Origin of the sequence: Nostoc paludosum FACHB-159, from assembly GCF_014698835.1 — a bacterium.
In the GTDB taxonomy this organism is placed as follows: Bacteria; Cyanobacteriota; Cyanobacteriia; order Cyanobacteriales; family Nostocaceae; genus Nostoc; species Nostoc paludosum.
On the sequence record NZ_JACJTU010000006.1, the window covers coordinates 194,516 to 210,836 of the forward strand.

The window sequence follows — 16,321 nt, forward strand, 5'->3', positions numbered from 1 at the left end:
TCAGAACAAGCGATTGGTTGTATTGATTTTGAACCGAAAACTTCTACCTGTAATGCTTGCCAAAAGGGACGGCGAAAGCTTTGTTGAATAGTTTAGCAATATATTGAAGGGGCGCGATCGCATTTGTCAAATTTGGTACGTGATGAGGTACGTAGCTTGCCGCCGTAGGCATCGCTAATTAAATCTTTTTTCCGGTCAAGCACTACGACTTAACTTATAGTTAGGAATAGGCTGATTACTAATCACTGCATAGAGAACATCTGGATCGAGGTCGGCTCCCGATCGCCATTGGATTGTGCCTACTTCGTGGTTTAATTCAACCTGAGCAAAGTATTTTTCGTCTTGCAAAGCTGCAAAAACGCCTGTAAATTGAATCAGCTTACTTGTATCAACTATTCCTTCTAGCCTATCTTCAAAACTGATATATAGCTGATAGTTTTCTCTGGGTTTTACTACAATAATATCTTTTAACATAAGATAGTTTTAGGGAAATATCGCCAATTCAGTTTCCGGGTCAAAAAAGTGAATTTTTTCTGGATTTAATGATAACCAAAGTTGTTCGCCAACTTGGACAAATCGCTCTGGTGGTATTCGTACTTGGAGATAATTATTTGTAGGACTAGGTTGAGAACCAGGTTCAGCAATCCTAACTGACAAGAAGGAATCGTTACCTAAATTTTCTACTAAATCCACTTGCACTGGTAAATTTTTAGTAGCAGGCATACTCAAATTTAAGTGTTCTGGACGAATGCCTAAAATTAGAGTTTTCCCATCATATTTTTGTAAAGCTTTTGCCCAAATGTCTGGAAGTGTTAAACGAAACTGCGAATAAGTAATCAACAGCGGGGCATGGAATTTTACAGGAATAAAATTCATCGGTGGCGAACCAATGAACTCTGCAACAAAAAGGTTTGCAGGATGATTGTAAATTTCTAATGGAGAATCTACTTGCTGAATTTTACCCTCAGACATAATCGCAATGCGATCGCCCATTGTCATCGCTTCGGTTTGGTCGTGGGTGACGTAAATCGTCGTTGTCCCCAGTTGGCGCTGCAATTTTACAATTTGAGCGCGAGTTTCCGCCCGCAATTTGGCGTCTAAGTTAGAAAGCGGCTCATCCATTAAAAATACTTGGGGATTCCGAGCGATCGCCCTTCCTAATGCAACTCGTTGTCTTTGCCCCCCAGATAGCTGCTTGGGTAAGCGTTTCAGCAATGTTTCGATTTGTAATAGTTGGGCTACACTACGCACCTGCTCATCTACAGCCCGTTCTTTGTCAGAAATATAACGGAGTCCTTTAGGTAGCTTTTTCGTCGCCCCGACGAGGAGATCTTCAGCGAAGTTGGGGAGTGGGGAATGCTGATTTCCGCTATTCTCTAATTGCCTGCGCCGTAGCCCAAAAGCAATGTTGTCATACACCGTCATGTGGGGATAAAGGGCGTAATTTTGGAACACCATTGCGATGTCGCGTTCTTTGGGTGGTAAATCATTAATCAAGCGATCGCCTACCCAAATATTACCTCCAGTCATCACCTCTAGCCCAGCGATTAACCGCAGCAAGGTGCTTTTACCGCAACCAGAAGGGCCTACCAGCACCATAAATTCCCCATCTGCGATGGTCAAGTTAATCCGCCGCAAAACATTGACGCTTTCTGCACGTTCTCGCGCGGCATCAGTTTTTTCCCCTCCCTTGAGTGGGGATTGAGTTTGTGAGGTCACTCTTTCCCCTTGACGCGGGGAAAAACTTTTATAAACGTTTTCTAAAATAACTTCAGACACAACTAATTATTTGATTAAGAATTGGAAATTGGGCATAGGGCATTGGGGCATTGAGCATTGGGCTAATGACTAATGACACTTTAGCGCCCATAATACACGTTCTATCTAAATACGAAAAGTTAAAAAAATAGCTTACACCATAAAAAACAAACTACCCTGAATTTTAGGGCTGTCAAAATAATTCGTAATTGATAATACTCGCCTCTGGCCAGAAGCAAGCTACGTAATTCCTAGTTCCAATTACTGGAGGCTTGTACCCATTAATTACGAATTACGAATTACGAATTACGAATTAGTAATTATTTGGTCAGGAGGTGTTGTTATGACTACCCATATACCTGCTAATTCTTCTCAAGATCCAAACGTTAACCCTGCTCATGACATTGTAGACGTACAAACTACGGATTGTTGCATTGTGGGTGGAGGGCCAGCCGGGGCTGTATTAGCGTTGTTGTTAGCGCGTCAAGGCATTTCTGTGATGCTATTGGAAGCACATAAAGACTTCGATCGCGATTTTCGGGGCGATACAATTCATCCATCGGTGATGGAAATTATGGAAGAATTGGGATTAAGCGATCGCTTGCTACAACTTCCCCATACCAAAATCCGCCGCCTGAGTATTCAAACTCCCCAAGATACTGTGACATTGGCTGATTTTAGTCATTTAAAAACCCGCTACCCTTATATTACGATGCTTCCCCAGGTGAAATTCTTGGAGTTCATCACCCAAGAAGCTGAAAAATATCCTAGTTTTCATCTGGTAATGGGTGCGAATGTTCAGGAATTAATTACGGAAAATGGTGTGATTCAAGGCGTCCGCTATCGGGGAGGCGGTGGTTGGCATGAAGTCCAGGCAATTCTCACTGTTGGGGCGGATGGTCGTCACTCACGTTTACGAAACTTGGGTGAATTTGAGTCCGTTGAAACCTCGCCACCAATGGATGTTCTCTGGTTCCGCCTACCCCGTCAGCCAGAAGACCCAGAGGGCGGAATGGGGCGCTTTGGCCAAGGACACATAATTGCCATGCTTGACCGTGGCGATGAGTGGCAAGTTGCCTATGTTATTCCTAAAGGCGGCTATCAAAAACTACGGGCTGCGGGTTTGGAGGATTTAAAAAAATCTATTGTGGAAGTGGTGCCGGAATTCCAGCAACGTATCGCAAATTTACATGATTGGTCGCAAGTAGCTTTTCTGTCTGTCGAGTCCAGTCGCGTCAAACGCTGGTATCATCCAGGGTTATTACTCATCGGTGATGCCGCACATATCATGTCTCCAGTTGGCGGAGTTGGCATTAATTACGCAATTCAAGATGCTGTAGTCGCAGCGAATGTACTCAGCAAACCACTCAAGAACCGACAAGTACAACTTAGTGACCTCGCAAAAGTACAGCATCAACGGGAGTTACCCACACGCATCATTCAAGCATTTCAAACTTTTGTCCAAAAACGGGTATTTGCCCCTGTTCTTAACTCAAATCGCGCCTTTGTACCACCTGGTTTTTTGCGCTTACCTGTCTTGCGCGACCTCCCAGGAAGGTTGATTGGCTTGGGTGTTTTTCCTGTTCATGTCAAAACTTAATTTTTGCTGAGAATTTTTGATATGTTAACGAAGGATGGTACAATTATACTACTCAAATGCAGAATTCAATGCTCATCCCAGTCAGGCGAAGGTGGCGAACAGCATACTTAATGCCGTTCAAAGCGATCGCTTGGCTTTTATGCTAAAAAGTAAGAATTCAGAATTCAGAATTCAGGATTCAGAATTAAATTTGTAGCTACTGGTAGATGAATCCAAGGTGAAATACTAAACTAATTTTCAATTTTATGGTCTTTTAGGTAGCAAGTCCCCATCCTCCACAAAGAGTGATTCTAAATTCTGTATTCTGAATTCTTCATAATATTAATTGGCGCTGTATAGAAAAACCCCTCTTTTTCAATTGGCACTTTTTTCAGTCAGGAGTAATTTTAATGAACAGCTGCGTTTTAATGGCGGAAATTATTAACGAGCCACAACTGCGTTACACGGCGGATAATCTGGGAGTCACGGAAATGTTGGTACAGTTTCCGAATTCTCAGAAACCAGAAGATCCGCCAGCAACTCTAAAAGTTGTGGGTTGGGGGAATTTAGCAACAGAAATTCAGCAAAACTATCACCAAGGCGATCGCGTTATTCTCGTAGGACGTTTAACTATGAATACTGTTGAGCGTCAAGAAGGTTTTAAAGAAAAACGCGCTGAATTAACAGTACAACAAATCCAATCTGTTGGAGGTAGTTTTAATACTACAACCTTCTCGCAAACCACAACTCCATCATTTACCGAAGCTCCACCACGACAAGCACCACCATCTCGTCAGCCAGAGACAAATTTTTCCACCTACGAGTCACAACGTCCAGCACCCACCCCAGCACCAAGTCCTGTTGGCGTTACTCCCCCGACAAATTATGAACCCACACCCCAACCTGCAAATTACGAGCGAACCACCTACCCAGCGGTGAAACAAGAAGAACCAGATCCAGATGATATTCCGTTCTAAAGTTGGTAGTTTTGCATGTATTCAACTTGCTAAACATACTTAGCAACAAGTATTACGATTAAATAATTTCTACAAGTAGCCATCCTTGAGGATGTGCTATTTTTTTATCTGCGTTTGCAAAAATTCACGATAAATCCCTATTGGTCCATTCTTATTGCGATGTAATCTCATTAATTTTTGAACAATACACTCATCAAATTGTTTCGCTGCCATTTAGTTATATCAATTACTAAATAAATTCTTTGATTCTCCGGGATTTTTTCATTTAACAAGGTTTGTATTATCGCAAACTAAATTGTCTGTATATTCATGATTGGTAATGATAATAATCTTTGAGTTTTATTGCGTCTACTTTAAAATAATATTGGTATCGGTAAGGCATTTGCTATTTTTTCTAGGCTGACTTTTTTAATATCTTGTACTACATTAATCAGCAGGTTTAAAAACAATAATTGACACTCAGATAGTTGATTTTATAAGTAGGTTTGATACAACAGAGGTAACATTTTTAATAGATAGGTCTTCTTGACAATGATTGACCTATCTTTTTCTACCATAATTCGGTCAAACCTTTATAGAATCTGCAATTTAGGCTGTATGTTGCCCCCTCAGCCAGAACCTAGTACCCTAATTACTCGATAACGATTGTTCAATATATTCAGTATTATTATAAAATCCGCATTTTATAAATTAAAACTATTTGATTATAGCATGATTCTATACTCAGATTTAATTGAATATACAGTTGTTAATTGGAATCCAAAATTTTTAAATAATTAATCATAATAATTATTTTTTAGAGAAAATTAGCTTTAACTAAACATTTTGCAATCAACTAAATTTATGAATGCAGGCAAAAATAATACCACGTTGAATTTGTATTTACAATTAGAAAACAAGGGAAAAATTTTATACTTTGAACTCAAAGAGCAACAACATATATTAGGGCGCGATCGCGCTTTTGCCGATCTAGTTGTCCCTATAGATTGGCAACTTGTAGGCAGATATCAAGCTCTCTTACGCAAAGATGGCGAAGATTATCGCATTTATGATGGAAATGGTGAAAAACCTAGTACCAATGGGCTTTATATCAATCAGATCCGCATAACTCCAGAATCTGGCTATAGCCTCAAAAACGGCACAGAAATTCGCATTGGTCAGAACTCTCAAGACCAGATAGTACTGAAATACTATAATCAAACCCAGCCCTCAGCGAACAATACATGGTGTTTTTATAAATGGGCAAAAAGTCAATGGCACTGCTGTATTGTCAGCAGGAGCAACAATTCGCATTGGGCCATTTACACTGGTGCTGCGTGGCGATGAGTTACAAATACTCGATCGCGGAAATAAAATTCGCTTGGATGCTTGCAATCTAGTAATTCAAGATCGAGACAAGCGGCGATTGGATGATATTTCCATACCCATTGAACCCGGACAGTTTGTCGCCTTGGTGGGGGGAAGTGGTGCTGGGAAGTCAACTTTGATGCGGACGCTATTAGGAGTTGAGCAAACAACCCAAGGCGTAGTTTATTTAAATGGGGAAAATTTGCGGAACAATTTCAACATGTACCGCACGCACATTGGTTACGTACCCCAAGACGACATTATTCACCAAGAACTCACCGTGTCTGAAGTTCTCACCTATGCTGCCAAGCTGCGACTACCGCCGGATATTGATGTGACTCAGGTGGTGGAAAAGACTTTACAAGATGTAGAAATGTCCCATCGTCGGGATGCTAAGGTGTCTGAACTCAGTGGAGGACAGCGGAAGCGGGTAAGTATTGGGGTGGAATTACTAGCCGATCCGAAGTTATTTTTCTTAGATGAACCAACTTCTGGACTCGATCCGGGATTGGATAAAAAGATGATGCAGCTGTTACGCAAATTAGCCGATCAGGGACGGACGGTTATTTTGGTGACTCATGCAACGACGAATATTAAATTGTGCGATCGCGTTGTGTTTCTCGGTCGAGGAGGAAAGCTATGTTATTTTGGCCCTGCTAGTGAATGTTTACAGTTTTTTGGCGTTAAAGATGACTTTGCCGACATTTATAATCAGCTAGAAAAACCAGAAAACATCATCGACCAAGCTAACAAATTTCGGCAATCAGATGATTATCGACGCTATATTGATAACCGTCTCAATTCTGGCACTCAATTACGAGAGTCAAATATTGTCAATAATCATAGTCATGGCATTTCTTTTTGGGAACAGTTTAAGATTTTAGCCCAACGTTACTTTCAAATTCAAAAGCGCGATCGCGTGAACCTCGCTTTAGCACTTTTAACAGCACCTATTAGTATTAGTTTAATGACATTCGCTATCCAAAATAAAGACCCTTTAGTATTAGGAGAACAACCAGATCCGACTCTTGCACCTTTAGCTTTGCGTGTCTTATTTGTTTTTACTTGTGCTGCCTTATGGGTAGGACTTTCTAGCTCATTACAAGAAATTGTCAAAGAGTCAGCGATTTACCTGCGAGAACGGTTAGTAAATTTAGGTTTATTTGCTTATCTTGCTTCTAAAGTTGCAATTCTTTCAGTTTTAGCAGGATTACAAACTCTGTTAATGACAGCAGTGATTTTCCTCTTTTTTAAATCCCCACAACCAGAATTAATTTCTTGGCAATGGGGATTAATTATAACTACATTTTTGACACTTGTAACTAGTTTTAGTCTGGGTTTATTTGTTTCAGCATTTGTCAAAAATACTAGTCAAGCCAATAGTGCTTTACCCTTGTTGCTGCTTCCTCAATTTATCTTTTCTGGCGTTTTATTCAAAATGGAAGGTATTGCCAGTAAAGTTTCTTGGTTAATGCTGAGTCGTTGGTCAGTAGGTGCTTACGGTACTTTGGTTAACCTTAATCAACTGGTTCCCGAACCGATTAAATTACCTGATGGTAGTACGCTTCCCCAACCATTTGAACCAACATCTGTTTATGAAGCAACATGGTCTAATTTGAGTTTGAATTGGAGTATTTTATGTTTACACGCATTTATTTATTTAACTATGACATTTTATTTACAAAAGCGGAAAGATATTTTTTGATTCAGAAGTCAGAATTCAGAAGTCAGAATAAAAAACAAATGTAATTCTACTTTGCGCCAGTTATAACCCATCTACTATTTCCCTCATCCCATAAAAGAAAGAAACTCACAGAGCTAGATGATTGTTTGCCATTTTTAAGTAAGTATCTCAATTGAGCATTAACTGTAGCTGTTTCTGAATTATTTTCTATTAAACTCACTTGTTCAACATCTACATTTTCTACTTGTCCTCCCCACCAATCAATATAAGAAAGATAACCTTTGGGGTGAAGACGTTGATTATTTTGATAGCTAGGAGATAACAGATTCCACGCTTCTTTATATTCGCCATTATTAATAGTTTGATAATAATCTTCCACTGCTTCTTCTGGTGAGGGTCGATTAATTTGTTGTTGTGTCGAAGTAGGTTGCTGTTGAACAGGAGGCGTAGTTTGTTGCACAACTGGAGAATCAACAGGCTGTTGAACAGGAGATGTAGTTTGTTGCACAACTGGAGAATCAACAGGTTCTTGAACAGATGGTGTAGTTTGTTGTGCAACTGGAGAATCAATAGGCTGTTGAGAACTTATCGATGGTGGGACGTTTTTGTCATTACTATTTGTTGAAAGTTCAGTTGATGAAGGTGTAGACTCCGCTATTGGTTGATTTGATTTATTAAGAGCAAAACCAATAACTATAGAACTACCAATTAAACCACCAGCAATTAAACTACCGAGAAGGATTCCCTTTTGTCCACTCTTGTGTGCAGTATTTTGATGGGTAGGTTGATTGCTAGAACCTGGACTGACAGCAACTGTATTTTGTAGTGTTGCAGGAGGTTGTACGTTGACTACCGGCGGTTGATTATAAGGTACTGTTGGCGCTACTGGCGGTTGATTATAAGGTACTGTTGGTGCTACTGGTGGTTGATTATAAGGTACTGTTGGCGCTACTGGCCCAAATTGCAAGGCGTCTAGCATTTCTCTGGCTGTGGCGAAACGATCGCGTGGATGGTAGGCGATCGCTCGATCTATGACTCCTGCTAATGTAGGACTAATACTCAAAGCATGTCTGTGCCAAATAATTTCTCCGCTACGTGAATCTGTCTCTAATTCTTGTGGTTGTTTTCCAGTGAGAAGATAAATTGCTGTCATTCCCAAACTGTATAAATCACTCGAATAAACCGGTCTACCTGCGGCTTGTTCGCTTGGCATATATCCCGGTGTACCAATCACAATCGAACTCGTAGGTAATCCTTGGGAATTCACCACTGTTCCCATCGATTCGCGGACAGCACCGAAATCAATCAGCACTGCTTTATGGTCTCGATGACGCAAAATGATGTTATCTGGCTTGATATCTCGATGGACAATCCGCTGATTGTGTACTTGTTCTAGTACTGGTAATAAATTTATTAATATTTCTCTGACGGCGCTTTCACTTAATAAGCCTTGTTCTTGGACTTTCGCTGTTAAGGTATCACCTTCTATCCACTCTTGAACCAAGTAAAATTGTCCATTTGACTGAAAATAAGCAAACAGAGTCGGAATTTGGTTACTTGTACCGCCTAAGTCTTCTAAAATTGCCGCTTCCCGCTGAAATCTTTCTTGCACTAACTGATAAATTTGCGGGTTGTTTTGAATTGGTCTTAGCTGTTTAATTACACAACGGCGGTTGGAAGGCATTTGGGTATCTTCCGCTAAGAAAGTTTCACCAAATCCACCGCTTCCTAAAGTCCGAATAACTCGATAGCGGTCGTTTAGCAGTGTTTCCATAAATTAGCACTAGTAACTATAAGGGTGTTTTGTGGTATCGTTTTATCTACTTTAGTTTGTATCTGATTTTTTTTTCCTATAGCAGTCCTAAATAATTTGTGAAAATTACATATCTCTTTCTTCTTTCTTACCTTTGCGTCCTTGGCGTTCTTGGCGGTTCGTTTCCTTATCCATATTTTTCACGACTCATTTAGGATGGCTATAGCAGCAATATAAATATTACTGAATATAATACCCATGAGAGTGAGAATCAGAAAATAGCGCTGCCCACTCAATAAGTGAGAAGCGCTATGCTTTTAGTAATGAAAATATTGCTATTTTGACGTTTTTCAGACGCGATCGCCACGCTGTTATAATACCTGAATTCACCAGCAAAAAATATTTCTACTGCTGGTCTTCTCGATCCTTAGGCTTGGATCTTTGACGATGTTGTTCGACTTGTTGATCGACGGTTTCTTTGATTTTTCGCTCAGTCGCGTCCATTGCAGAATATTTAAAGCGGTTGAGTATGCTACTGAATAAGTTACCAAAGAATCTCTCAATTTCTTGCATGATTTTATACCTCAATATTTAAAGGTAAATTATTGACTCTATATAGTAATCCGCTTTGATTTTTGAATTTATTTGTCTAGATAGGGAGTAGGAAATCAACCTTTTTGGATTGAGGGCAAGTTTTTTCAAAAATCAAATAGGAGTCCTAGTATTTGGTTTTGCACTTTCTGGTAGAAGTTGGAAATCAAACGCTAAACTGTTTTTTTGAAGTATCTATTAGCTTCTTAGCCTCTCTGGGTGATAGATTCAAACCCGTTAGACATCCATCTATTGTAAGATACTTAAAGTAATAAATTTGACTTGATAATAATTCGTAATTCGTAATTCGTAATTCGTAATTAAAAGTACAAAAAATTTACTTAATAGTATCGGGGTCTATGTTGAGCGATCGCAATTTTGCTTTTAATCGTTCTATTTCTAATTGCGCTTCTTCTGCGCGTTGGCTTTCTTGTTCGGCGCGTTCTTCTGCCTGCTGTCTTGCTACAACTTCTTGGCGTAAAGCTTCTATCAATTCATCCCCAATGAGTAATTTTTCGCCTGTATCTTCTCGATAAAATGCAATTAGCTTTCCTTCAATGGCTAAACGCAGTTGTAGCGGTTCACTGCGTCCATCCTCTATGGGTTCGTAGATTTCTCCCCGCAGCCGATAGCCGCGTAACTGTTTTTCTACCCACTCACCTTTTGGGTCAAATAACCAGTATTCTTTAACACCCAACTGCTCATACAGAGTCTTTTTGAAGATTTCATCCTGTCCTTTAGTACCAAAGGATGTCATTTCAAAAATCACCGTTGGTACTTGACCCTCTTCCCAAATTTTATAATTGTCGCGACCGCCGGGTGCAACATCAAAAATTACCATCACGTCTGGGGCTACCCGTAATTTGGGAAAGCCTTGTGCATAGTAAAGAAATTGATTTGCTAATACTGTTGCCTGACGATCTGCTAAATACTGTTTGAGTACTTCTAAAGTAGTTAATAAAGCATAAAGGTGGTCGTAGGTTTCTGCCAGTGGTTGACCATCAGCACTGGGGTAGAAAATTTCTGATTCGACACTAACAGGTAGAGTAGCTGTCATAGTTATAAAACTCAGTGCTACAAGATTATTTTAGAGCAAGTTCTGATTCTTCCTAATTTGGGATTTGGAAGGTTTGCAAAATGTAACTAGATAACTCACAAAATCCATCGCCTTCGGCAGCATTGGTAATATAAACAGGCTGATGTTGTAATTTATCTGCATATTCCAGCACATTTGCCACGCCTACAGAAACAGGAAAATAACGGCGATCGAATAAACTTTCATCATTGGGACTATCGCCTACAGTGACAATTTGTTCTGGTAAATAATCAGGGAAGTATTCGCGCAATACCTGTAACAATCCCACAGCTTTATCTTGCCCTTGGGGTTTAATGTGACACTGGACGTTACTGTAAGTAAATCCCCAGCCCATTTGTTGACAGAGGCCATCTAAAATTTGTAGTTCATCTTGACTCAAGCCAGCTACATCAAAAGTCCAATCCGTGATGCGAAAGCGATTATCAACAGATTCCTGAATTTGGGGAAATTGAGTTTGTAATTTTTCAAAAGTTGTAGCCAACTGCTGGCGATGCTGAGCTAAATCGGGAATGGGTGTTAAAACTGCTGGTTTCTGGTTTCCAGGTGGAAAGTACAAACCGCCATTTTCTGCCATAGCACCTGCCACAGGCATCAAACTACTCAATCCACTCACCCACCCAGCAGAACGTCCTGTGACAATCAGTACCTTAATGTTAGCTGTTGCTAAATCCTCTAAAGCTTGCAGCAGTGCAGGAGTAAATTTTCCTCGTTTAGTCAGGGTGCCATCCATATCTGTGGCGATGAGACGAATATTACTCAAAGCGTTAAGGCTCAAATGTTTTGGCATAAGAGATTGGGGATTGGGTACTGGGTATTCGGGACTAGGGATTCGGGAGACAAGGGAAGCAGGGGAAGAATAATAAAATAACTTCTAACTCAGCACTCCTAATCCCCAGTCCCCAGTCCCTAGTCACCAGTCCCCAGTACCTTGTAAAAAATAATAATCATACAGCAAGATGGCTTGAAAAATTTGGGAACCCTAAACATTAGGAGTCAAGTTTTTCAGTTTTCCAACCATGCCTACTTCGATGTTTCTTGCCCAATCCTCTGGGACAAAAACTAAAAAGGCATCCCAGGAAGTGCCAGCAAGTAATCCTCAAACACCACCATTCTTGGTGCTAACCTCTGGAGGACTGGCTTTAGTGGTGATTGCTTTGATTGTGTATAGTAAACTCCAGATGAGTAAACTGGAGAAAAAAATTAAGTTTGAACAATTCCGGGCGCGAGAATTAGAAAAAAAATTTAAGCTAGCTCTGGAAACGATTCGCAAAATGGAAACTAATCCCGATTTGGTAAATTCACGGGATTTCAACCTAGATTATCTACGAATGCGGATGTCAGAGGAAGTTTTTCACTTTGCGATTCTTAATCAAGTAAAGATTAAGGTCAAAGATAAAATTTCTCAAGCACTGCGCCCAAATCAAGCCCAACAAGGATCGGTGGGAATTGCTAACAGTGCCGGTCGGCAGGTGGATGAAATTTTTGATGTAGAGTATGAAACTGGTAATCCACCAAACTCTGCTAAACGCGTACTATTTCGGATTCAAGTCCGGTTAATGAAGTTACCGACGCAAGCAACTTCCGCAACTATTAGTCAAATTATTGATTGTATAGAAACTTATTTAAGTCCTATGGACGATGAAGATAGTTGGCAACCAACTATTCAAGGTCGGATTGCTACTATGCATTGGGATCAAAAGGCTAAGCCTACACCTTTATTGGTGTTGGAGCAATCAAATGAAGGCGTGAATGTGACGTTTCGCACTAGCCGCCAACCAGCTGCCCCAACTCCACCAAACCAACCTGGAATGAAAAAATAAGGCTCGGCTAAACAATAATTATGTTTGTTATTAGTCATGAGTCGCTAGCCATTTGTTCTTTGCAAATGACTAGCGACATCAAAATTATGACTGAATAACTGTATTTGAAGAATTACGAGTTAACAGGCCATCTTCCATTTCTACGATGCGATCGGCGATGTCTAAAATGCGGTTGTCGTGTGTGACTAACAAGATAGTTGTACCTTGGTTTTTAGCTAGACTCTGCATGATTTCTACGACATCGCGTCCTGATTGTTTATCTAATGCTGCTGTTGGTTCGTCTGCTAGCACTAGGGGAGGACGATTAACTAGGGCGCGGGCGATCGCAATTCTTTGTTTTTGTCCCCCAGAAAGATTATCTGGGAAATAATTAATTCTTTCTTCTAAACCAACAGCCCGCAGCATCATTTCTGATTTAGCGATCGCTTCTGCTTGAGAAACGCGATCGTTTAATTCTACTGCCATTTGTACGTTTTGTTTGGCAGTCAAGAACCCCAGCAAATTGTGAGCTTGGAAAATATAACCAATGTTACGCCGCATTTGCACGAGTTTGTTTTGACTGGCACCAAACACTTCTTCACCTAAAAATTTTAGACTTCCCTCTTGTACAGACCGCAAACCACCAATCAAACTCAGTAATGTTGTTTTACCTGAACCTGAGGGCCCGGTCATAATTACAATTTCACCAGCATAAATGTCTAGGTTGATGTCAAATAAAATCTGTTTCTTCAGTGAGCCTTTACCATAGTAATGGTTCAGATTTTTAATGGCAATTACAGGTTCTTGTCTCTTCATAAATTTGTTAGTTATGATTTATCAGTTCCGAGACGGAACTGTATTGATTGCCAGAAATTAGAATTACTTAATTATCAATTATATCTCTGAATTAATTATGAGAATTAATAATTAATCTTCAATTAATTAAAATATATCTGCTGGATCGGCAGAGCGTAATTTGCGGACTGCGATCGCACCGGAAACAAAGCACATGATTATGGTCAAAATCAACACAGTTGTGGCGCGATCGAAACTCATAAATACTGGTAAAAGTGTTGCTTCCCTTGCACTTTTATACATAAATAAAGCAAAAATTATTCCGGGCATATATCCTAAAACAGCTAGTAGAAAAGCCTCTTGCAGAATAACTTTTAATAAATAGTTATGTGTATAGCCTATGGCTTTGAGGGTGGCGTACTCAGCTAAGTGATCTGAAACTTCTGTATAAAGGATTTGATAAACAATTACAGTTCCTACAATAAAACCCATAATAGTTCCTAATGTAAAAATAAATCCGATAGCTGTACTACTTGCCCAGTAATTTCGCTCAAAGTCAATAAATTCTTGTTTAGTTAAAACATTTATTTCTTTAGGTATATATTTCTTTAAATCCTCAGCAACAGCATTAACATTTGCTCCAGGTTTCAATTTAATTAACCCAATATCAATTAATCCTTTTTGACGAGTATTGAATATCCGGAGAAAGTTAACATCACTGGTGATTAAGTTACCATCTGCACCAAATGATGCACCTAATGTAAATATCCCTACCACTTTAATTCGCCGTCTTCTGACTTCTGCTGTGACGGTCTTTCCTTGGTCATAATCAGCAGCAATTGGCCCATACTCAACCCTAGAAGAACGGTCAAATAAAACTACATCTGGCAGTTTAAGTTTTTCTAAATTCTCTTGAACTCCAGGCAAATTAACTAGATTAGTTTCTGGGTTCATTCCAAATACCAGGATACTACGAGGGCGCCCTGTTATAGGATTTTTCCAAGTTGTATAATCTAAATATATAGGATGTACTGATTGTACTGTTGGTAACTCTAAAGCTTTATATAATCGCCGTTGAGAAAAGCTTCTCATGGCTAAAACAGCACTAGATTGACTATTAATTAAAACAATATCGCCCTGTAAACTGCTGTGGAATCGAACGTTACTATAATACAATGCATCCCGAAATCCGAGTTGCATAAACATCAAAATATCAGCAAAAGCGATTCCTGCCAAAGCCACAGCAAGGCGAGTCCTTTCTCTGGTTAGTTGTAGCCACGACAGAGGGATTTTTTTATTCATTATTAAGAATTAATTTCTGAGGAGTTAGTTATTAATTTCCACCAAAACTTTCGCATAAGTTAAACCAGAAACTTTCAGACTATCTTCTGGAGACAAAGCAATTTTCACTTCTATGACTCTGGCATCAACATCTGCTGCTGGATCTGTATTTAGCACATCTTTTTTGCCGATTTTTCTGCCAATTTCAGTGACAGTTCCTTTTAGTTCTTCGCTAAATGCTCCATTATCGCTGGTGATACTAGCGTTTTGACCGAGGCGCACTTTGCTAATACTATCTTCAGGGACTTCAGCAACTACAAACATTTGATTAGTTTGTCCAAGTTCAGCAATGCCATTTGCACCGATAGCTTCACCCGACTTGGTGTAAATCTTTAAAATTTCTCCAGCAATTGGCGCTTGAACGTAGCTTAATTTCAGTTCTGCTTCGGCTTTTCTAACATTAGCGATCGCATTACTAACTTGCGCTAAGGCTACTTGCACATCAGTCGGACTAACCTCCAAAAGCCTACTCAATCTGGCTCTTTCTTCATCAATTTGCCTTTGCAAAGTTGCCACAGTTTTGTCACGGTTGACTTTGGCTTCAATCAGCTGCTGTTGCAAAGTTGCTAAATTTTGTATTTGAGTAGCTCTGGCTTCGGCAAGTTGCTGTCGCAGAGTTGCCAATGTCTGTCTCAGGGTAGCTTGACTTTCAGCAACCTGCTGATTAGCTGTAACCGCACTCAAGCGTCTGCGATCGCGTTCTTGCTGGGAAATCGCACCTTCTTTATATAAAAACTCATACCGCCCAGCATCGACTTGAGCATTACGCTGTTCGGCTTGAATACGTGCCAAGGTTGCCCTAAGAGCCTCTCTTTGTCCGCTAAGTTCAGCTTCTAGCCGATTCACCGTTGCTTGTTGGACGAGTTTTTCTCCACTTAACTGAGCAGCAATTCGAGCAATTGTCGCTTGTTGAGCATTCTTTTCGCCAACTAACTGCGCTTGTAGGCGAGCAATAACCGATCTTTGGGCTTGAATATCTCGCGGAGATCCGGCTCTGACTTGGGCTAAATTCGCACGGGCTTCTTGGACTTTAGCTTTTGCCTCTTCTAGTGCGGCTATTTGAGTATCGCGGTTGTCCAAAATTGCCACAATTTGGCCTTGTCTGACCTTTTCACCTTCTTTCACGAGAAGCTGCTGAATTCGTGAGGATGGCGCTAATCCTGAGGATGGCGCAGACAATTTAATAACTTCGCCTCGCGGTTCCAAACGCCCCACAGCACTAACGCCATTGGTAGATGGCATTACGGGTGCGGATACAGTTAGTTTTTTGAGCTGCTCGATTTTAGCTGTACCTAGTACCCCAGCAGCAATTACTATTGGCACCGCTACAGCAATACCCCACCAAATCTTAGGTTGTTCGGGATTAAATGTCTGCTCAGTTGGCTTTGGCTTCTCGGTCACCCTTGACATAGTATGTTGCCTGTTTATCTGAATTGTGCTGATGCGAGTAAAAAAGGGTTTTTAATCAATAGCCAGCCGCTTAGGACAAACAATGGGTATGGCTTAAAATCCATTGGGCGATCGACACTCAACACTCACACTAAAGCTTTGCAAAATGATGCCCTCTTGTAGCTGGCTATCTGAAGAAGAATACAGAATTC

At 40.3% G+C, this 16,321-nt stretch carries 14 protein-coding genes; 5 read left to right on the top strand and 9 right to left on the bottom strand.

The window, feature by feature from the left end; genetic code table 11:
- Window positions 1-195: 195 nt before the first annotated feature.
- The gene (locus H6H03_RS08620; protein WP_190954718.1) at window positions 196-474 is read right to left on the bottom strand and encodes a DUF2442 domain-containing protein; all 279 of its coding nucleotides are present in this window, start codon (window positions 472-474) and stop codon (window positions 196-198) included.
- A gap of 9 nt (window positions 475-483) precedes the next feature.
- Window positions 484-1,779, bottom strand: a complete 1,296-nt coding sequence (locus H6H03_RS08625) for an ABC transporter ATP-binding protein (protein WP_190954719.1) — start codon at window positions 1,777-1,779, stop codon at window positions 484-486.
- Window positions 1,780-2,101: 322 nt separating this feature from the next.
- Between H6H03_RS08625 and H6H03_RS08630 the strand changes: the two genes are divergently transcribed.
- The 4 genes from H6H03_RS08630 to H6H03_RS08640 all read left to right on the top strand — a co-directional run bounded on the left by H6H03_RS08630 (window position 2,102) and on the right by H6H03_RS08640 (window position 7,366).
- A complete protein-coding gene (locus H6H03_RS08630; protein ID WP_190954720.1) occupies window positions 2,102-3,358 on the top strand; it encodes an FAD-dependent oxidoreductase in 1,257 nt (418 codons plus the stop codon).
- Between the two features lie 389 nt (window positions 3,359-3,747).
- On the top strand, window positions 3,748-4,314 hold the full coding sequence (locus H6H03_RS08635; protein WP_190954721.1) for a single-stranded DNA-binding protein: 567 nt from the start codon (window positions 3,748-3,750) through the stop codon (window positions 4,312-4,314).
- 843 nt (window positions 4,315-5,157) lie between these two features.
- Window positions 5,158-5,640: an FHA domain-containing protein gene (locus H6H03_RS40180; RefSeq protein WP_242057789.1), complete on the top strand. Its 483-nt coding sequence runs from the start codon at window positions 5,158-5,160 to the stop codon at window positions 5,638-5,640.
- Complete coding sequence (locus H6H03_RS08640; RefSeq protein ID WP_242057788.1) at window positions 5,582-7,366, top strand: ABC transporter ATP-binding protein/permease; 1,785 nt, start codon at window positions 5,582-5,584, stop codon at window positions 7,364-7,366. The genes H6H03_RS40180 and H6H03_RS08640 overlap by 59 nt, the downstream gene beginning before the upstream one ends.
- Window positions 7,367-7,412: 46 nt before the next feature.
- On the opposite strand, the gene H6H03_RS08645 is transcribed toward H6H03_RS08640, so the two are convergent.
- The 4 genes from H6H03_RS08645 to H6H03_RS08660 all read right to left on the bottom strand — a co-directional run bounded on the left by H6H03_RS08645 (window position 7,413) and on the right by H6H03_RS08660 (window position 11,572).
- Window positions 7,413-9,119, bottom strand: a complete 1,707-nt coding sequence (locus H6H03_RS08645; protein WP_190954722.1) for a serine/threonine-protein kinase — start codon at window positions 9,117-9,119, stop codon at window positions 7,413-7,415.
- A gap of 384 nt (window positions 9,120-9,503) precedes the next feature.
- Window positions 9,504-9,671 (bottom strand): hypothetical protein, encoded by a 168-nt coding sequence (locus H6H03_RS08650; protein WP_190954723.1) that lies wholly within the window; start codon window positions 9,669-9,671, stop codon window positions 9,504-9,506.
- 355 nt (window positions 9,672-10,026) lie between these two features.
- Window positions 10,027-10,746: a Uma2 family endonuclease gene (locus tag H6H03_RS08655; protein WP_190954724.1), complete on the bottom strand. Its 720-nt coding sequence runs from the start codon at window positions 10,744-10,746 to the stop codon at window positions 10,027-10,029.
- A gap of 52 nt (window positions 10,747-10,798) precedes the next feature.
- Window positions 10,799-11,572 (bottom strand): HAD-IIB family hydrolase, encoded by a 774-nt coding sequence (locus H6H03_RS08660; protein WP_190954725.1) that lies wholly within the window; start codon window positions 11,570-11,572, stop codon window positions 10,799-10,801.
- A gap of 229 nt (window positions 11,573-11,801) precedes the next feature.
- Between H6H03_RS08660 and H6H03_RS08665 the strand changes: the two genes are divergently transcribed.
- Window positions 11,802-12,605, top strand: a complete 804-nt coding sequence (locus tag H6H03_RS08665) for a hypothetical protein (RefSeq protein WP_190954726.1) — start codon at window positions 11,802-11,804, stop codon at window positions 12,603-12,605.
- 84 nt (window positions 12,606-12,689) lie between these two features.
- Here the strand turns inward: H6H03_RS08665 and H6H03_RS08670 are convergent, their stop codons facing one another.
- The 3 genes from H6H03_RS08670 to H6H03_RS08680 all read right to left on the bottom strand — a co-directional run bounded on the left by H6H03_RS08670 (window position 12,690) and on the right by H6H03_RS08680 (window position 16,130).
- On the bottom strand, window positions 12,690-13,400 hold the full coding sequence (locus H6H03_RS08670; RefSeq protein WP_190954727.1) for a DevA family ABC transporter ATP-binding protein: 711 nt from the start codon (window positions 13,398-13,400) through the stop codon (window positions 12,690-12,692).
- 126 nt (window positions 13,401-13,526) lie between these two features.
- Window positions 13,527-14,681 carry an ABC transporter permease DevC gene (devC, locus tag H6H03_RS08675; protein ID WP_190954728.1) on the bottom strand — a complete coding sequence of 385 codons (1,155 nt, stop codon included), beginning with the start codon at window positions 14,679-14,681 and terminating at the stop codon, window positions 13,527-13,529.
- 24 nt (window positions 14,682-14,705) lie between these two features.
- Window positions 14,706-16,130, bottom strand: coding sequence for an HlyD family efflux transporter periplasmic adaptor subunit (locus H6H03_RS08680; RefSeq protein WP_190954729.1), 1,425 nt, complete (start codon window positions 16,128-16,130; stop codon window positions 14,706-14,708).
- Window positions 16,131-16,321 lie beyond the last annotated feature (191 nt).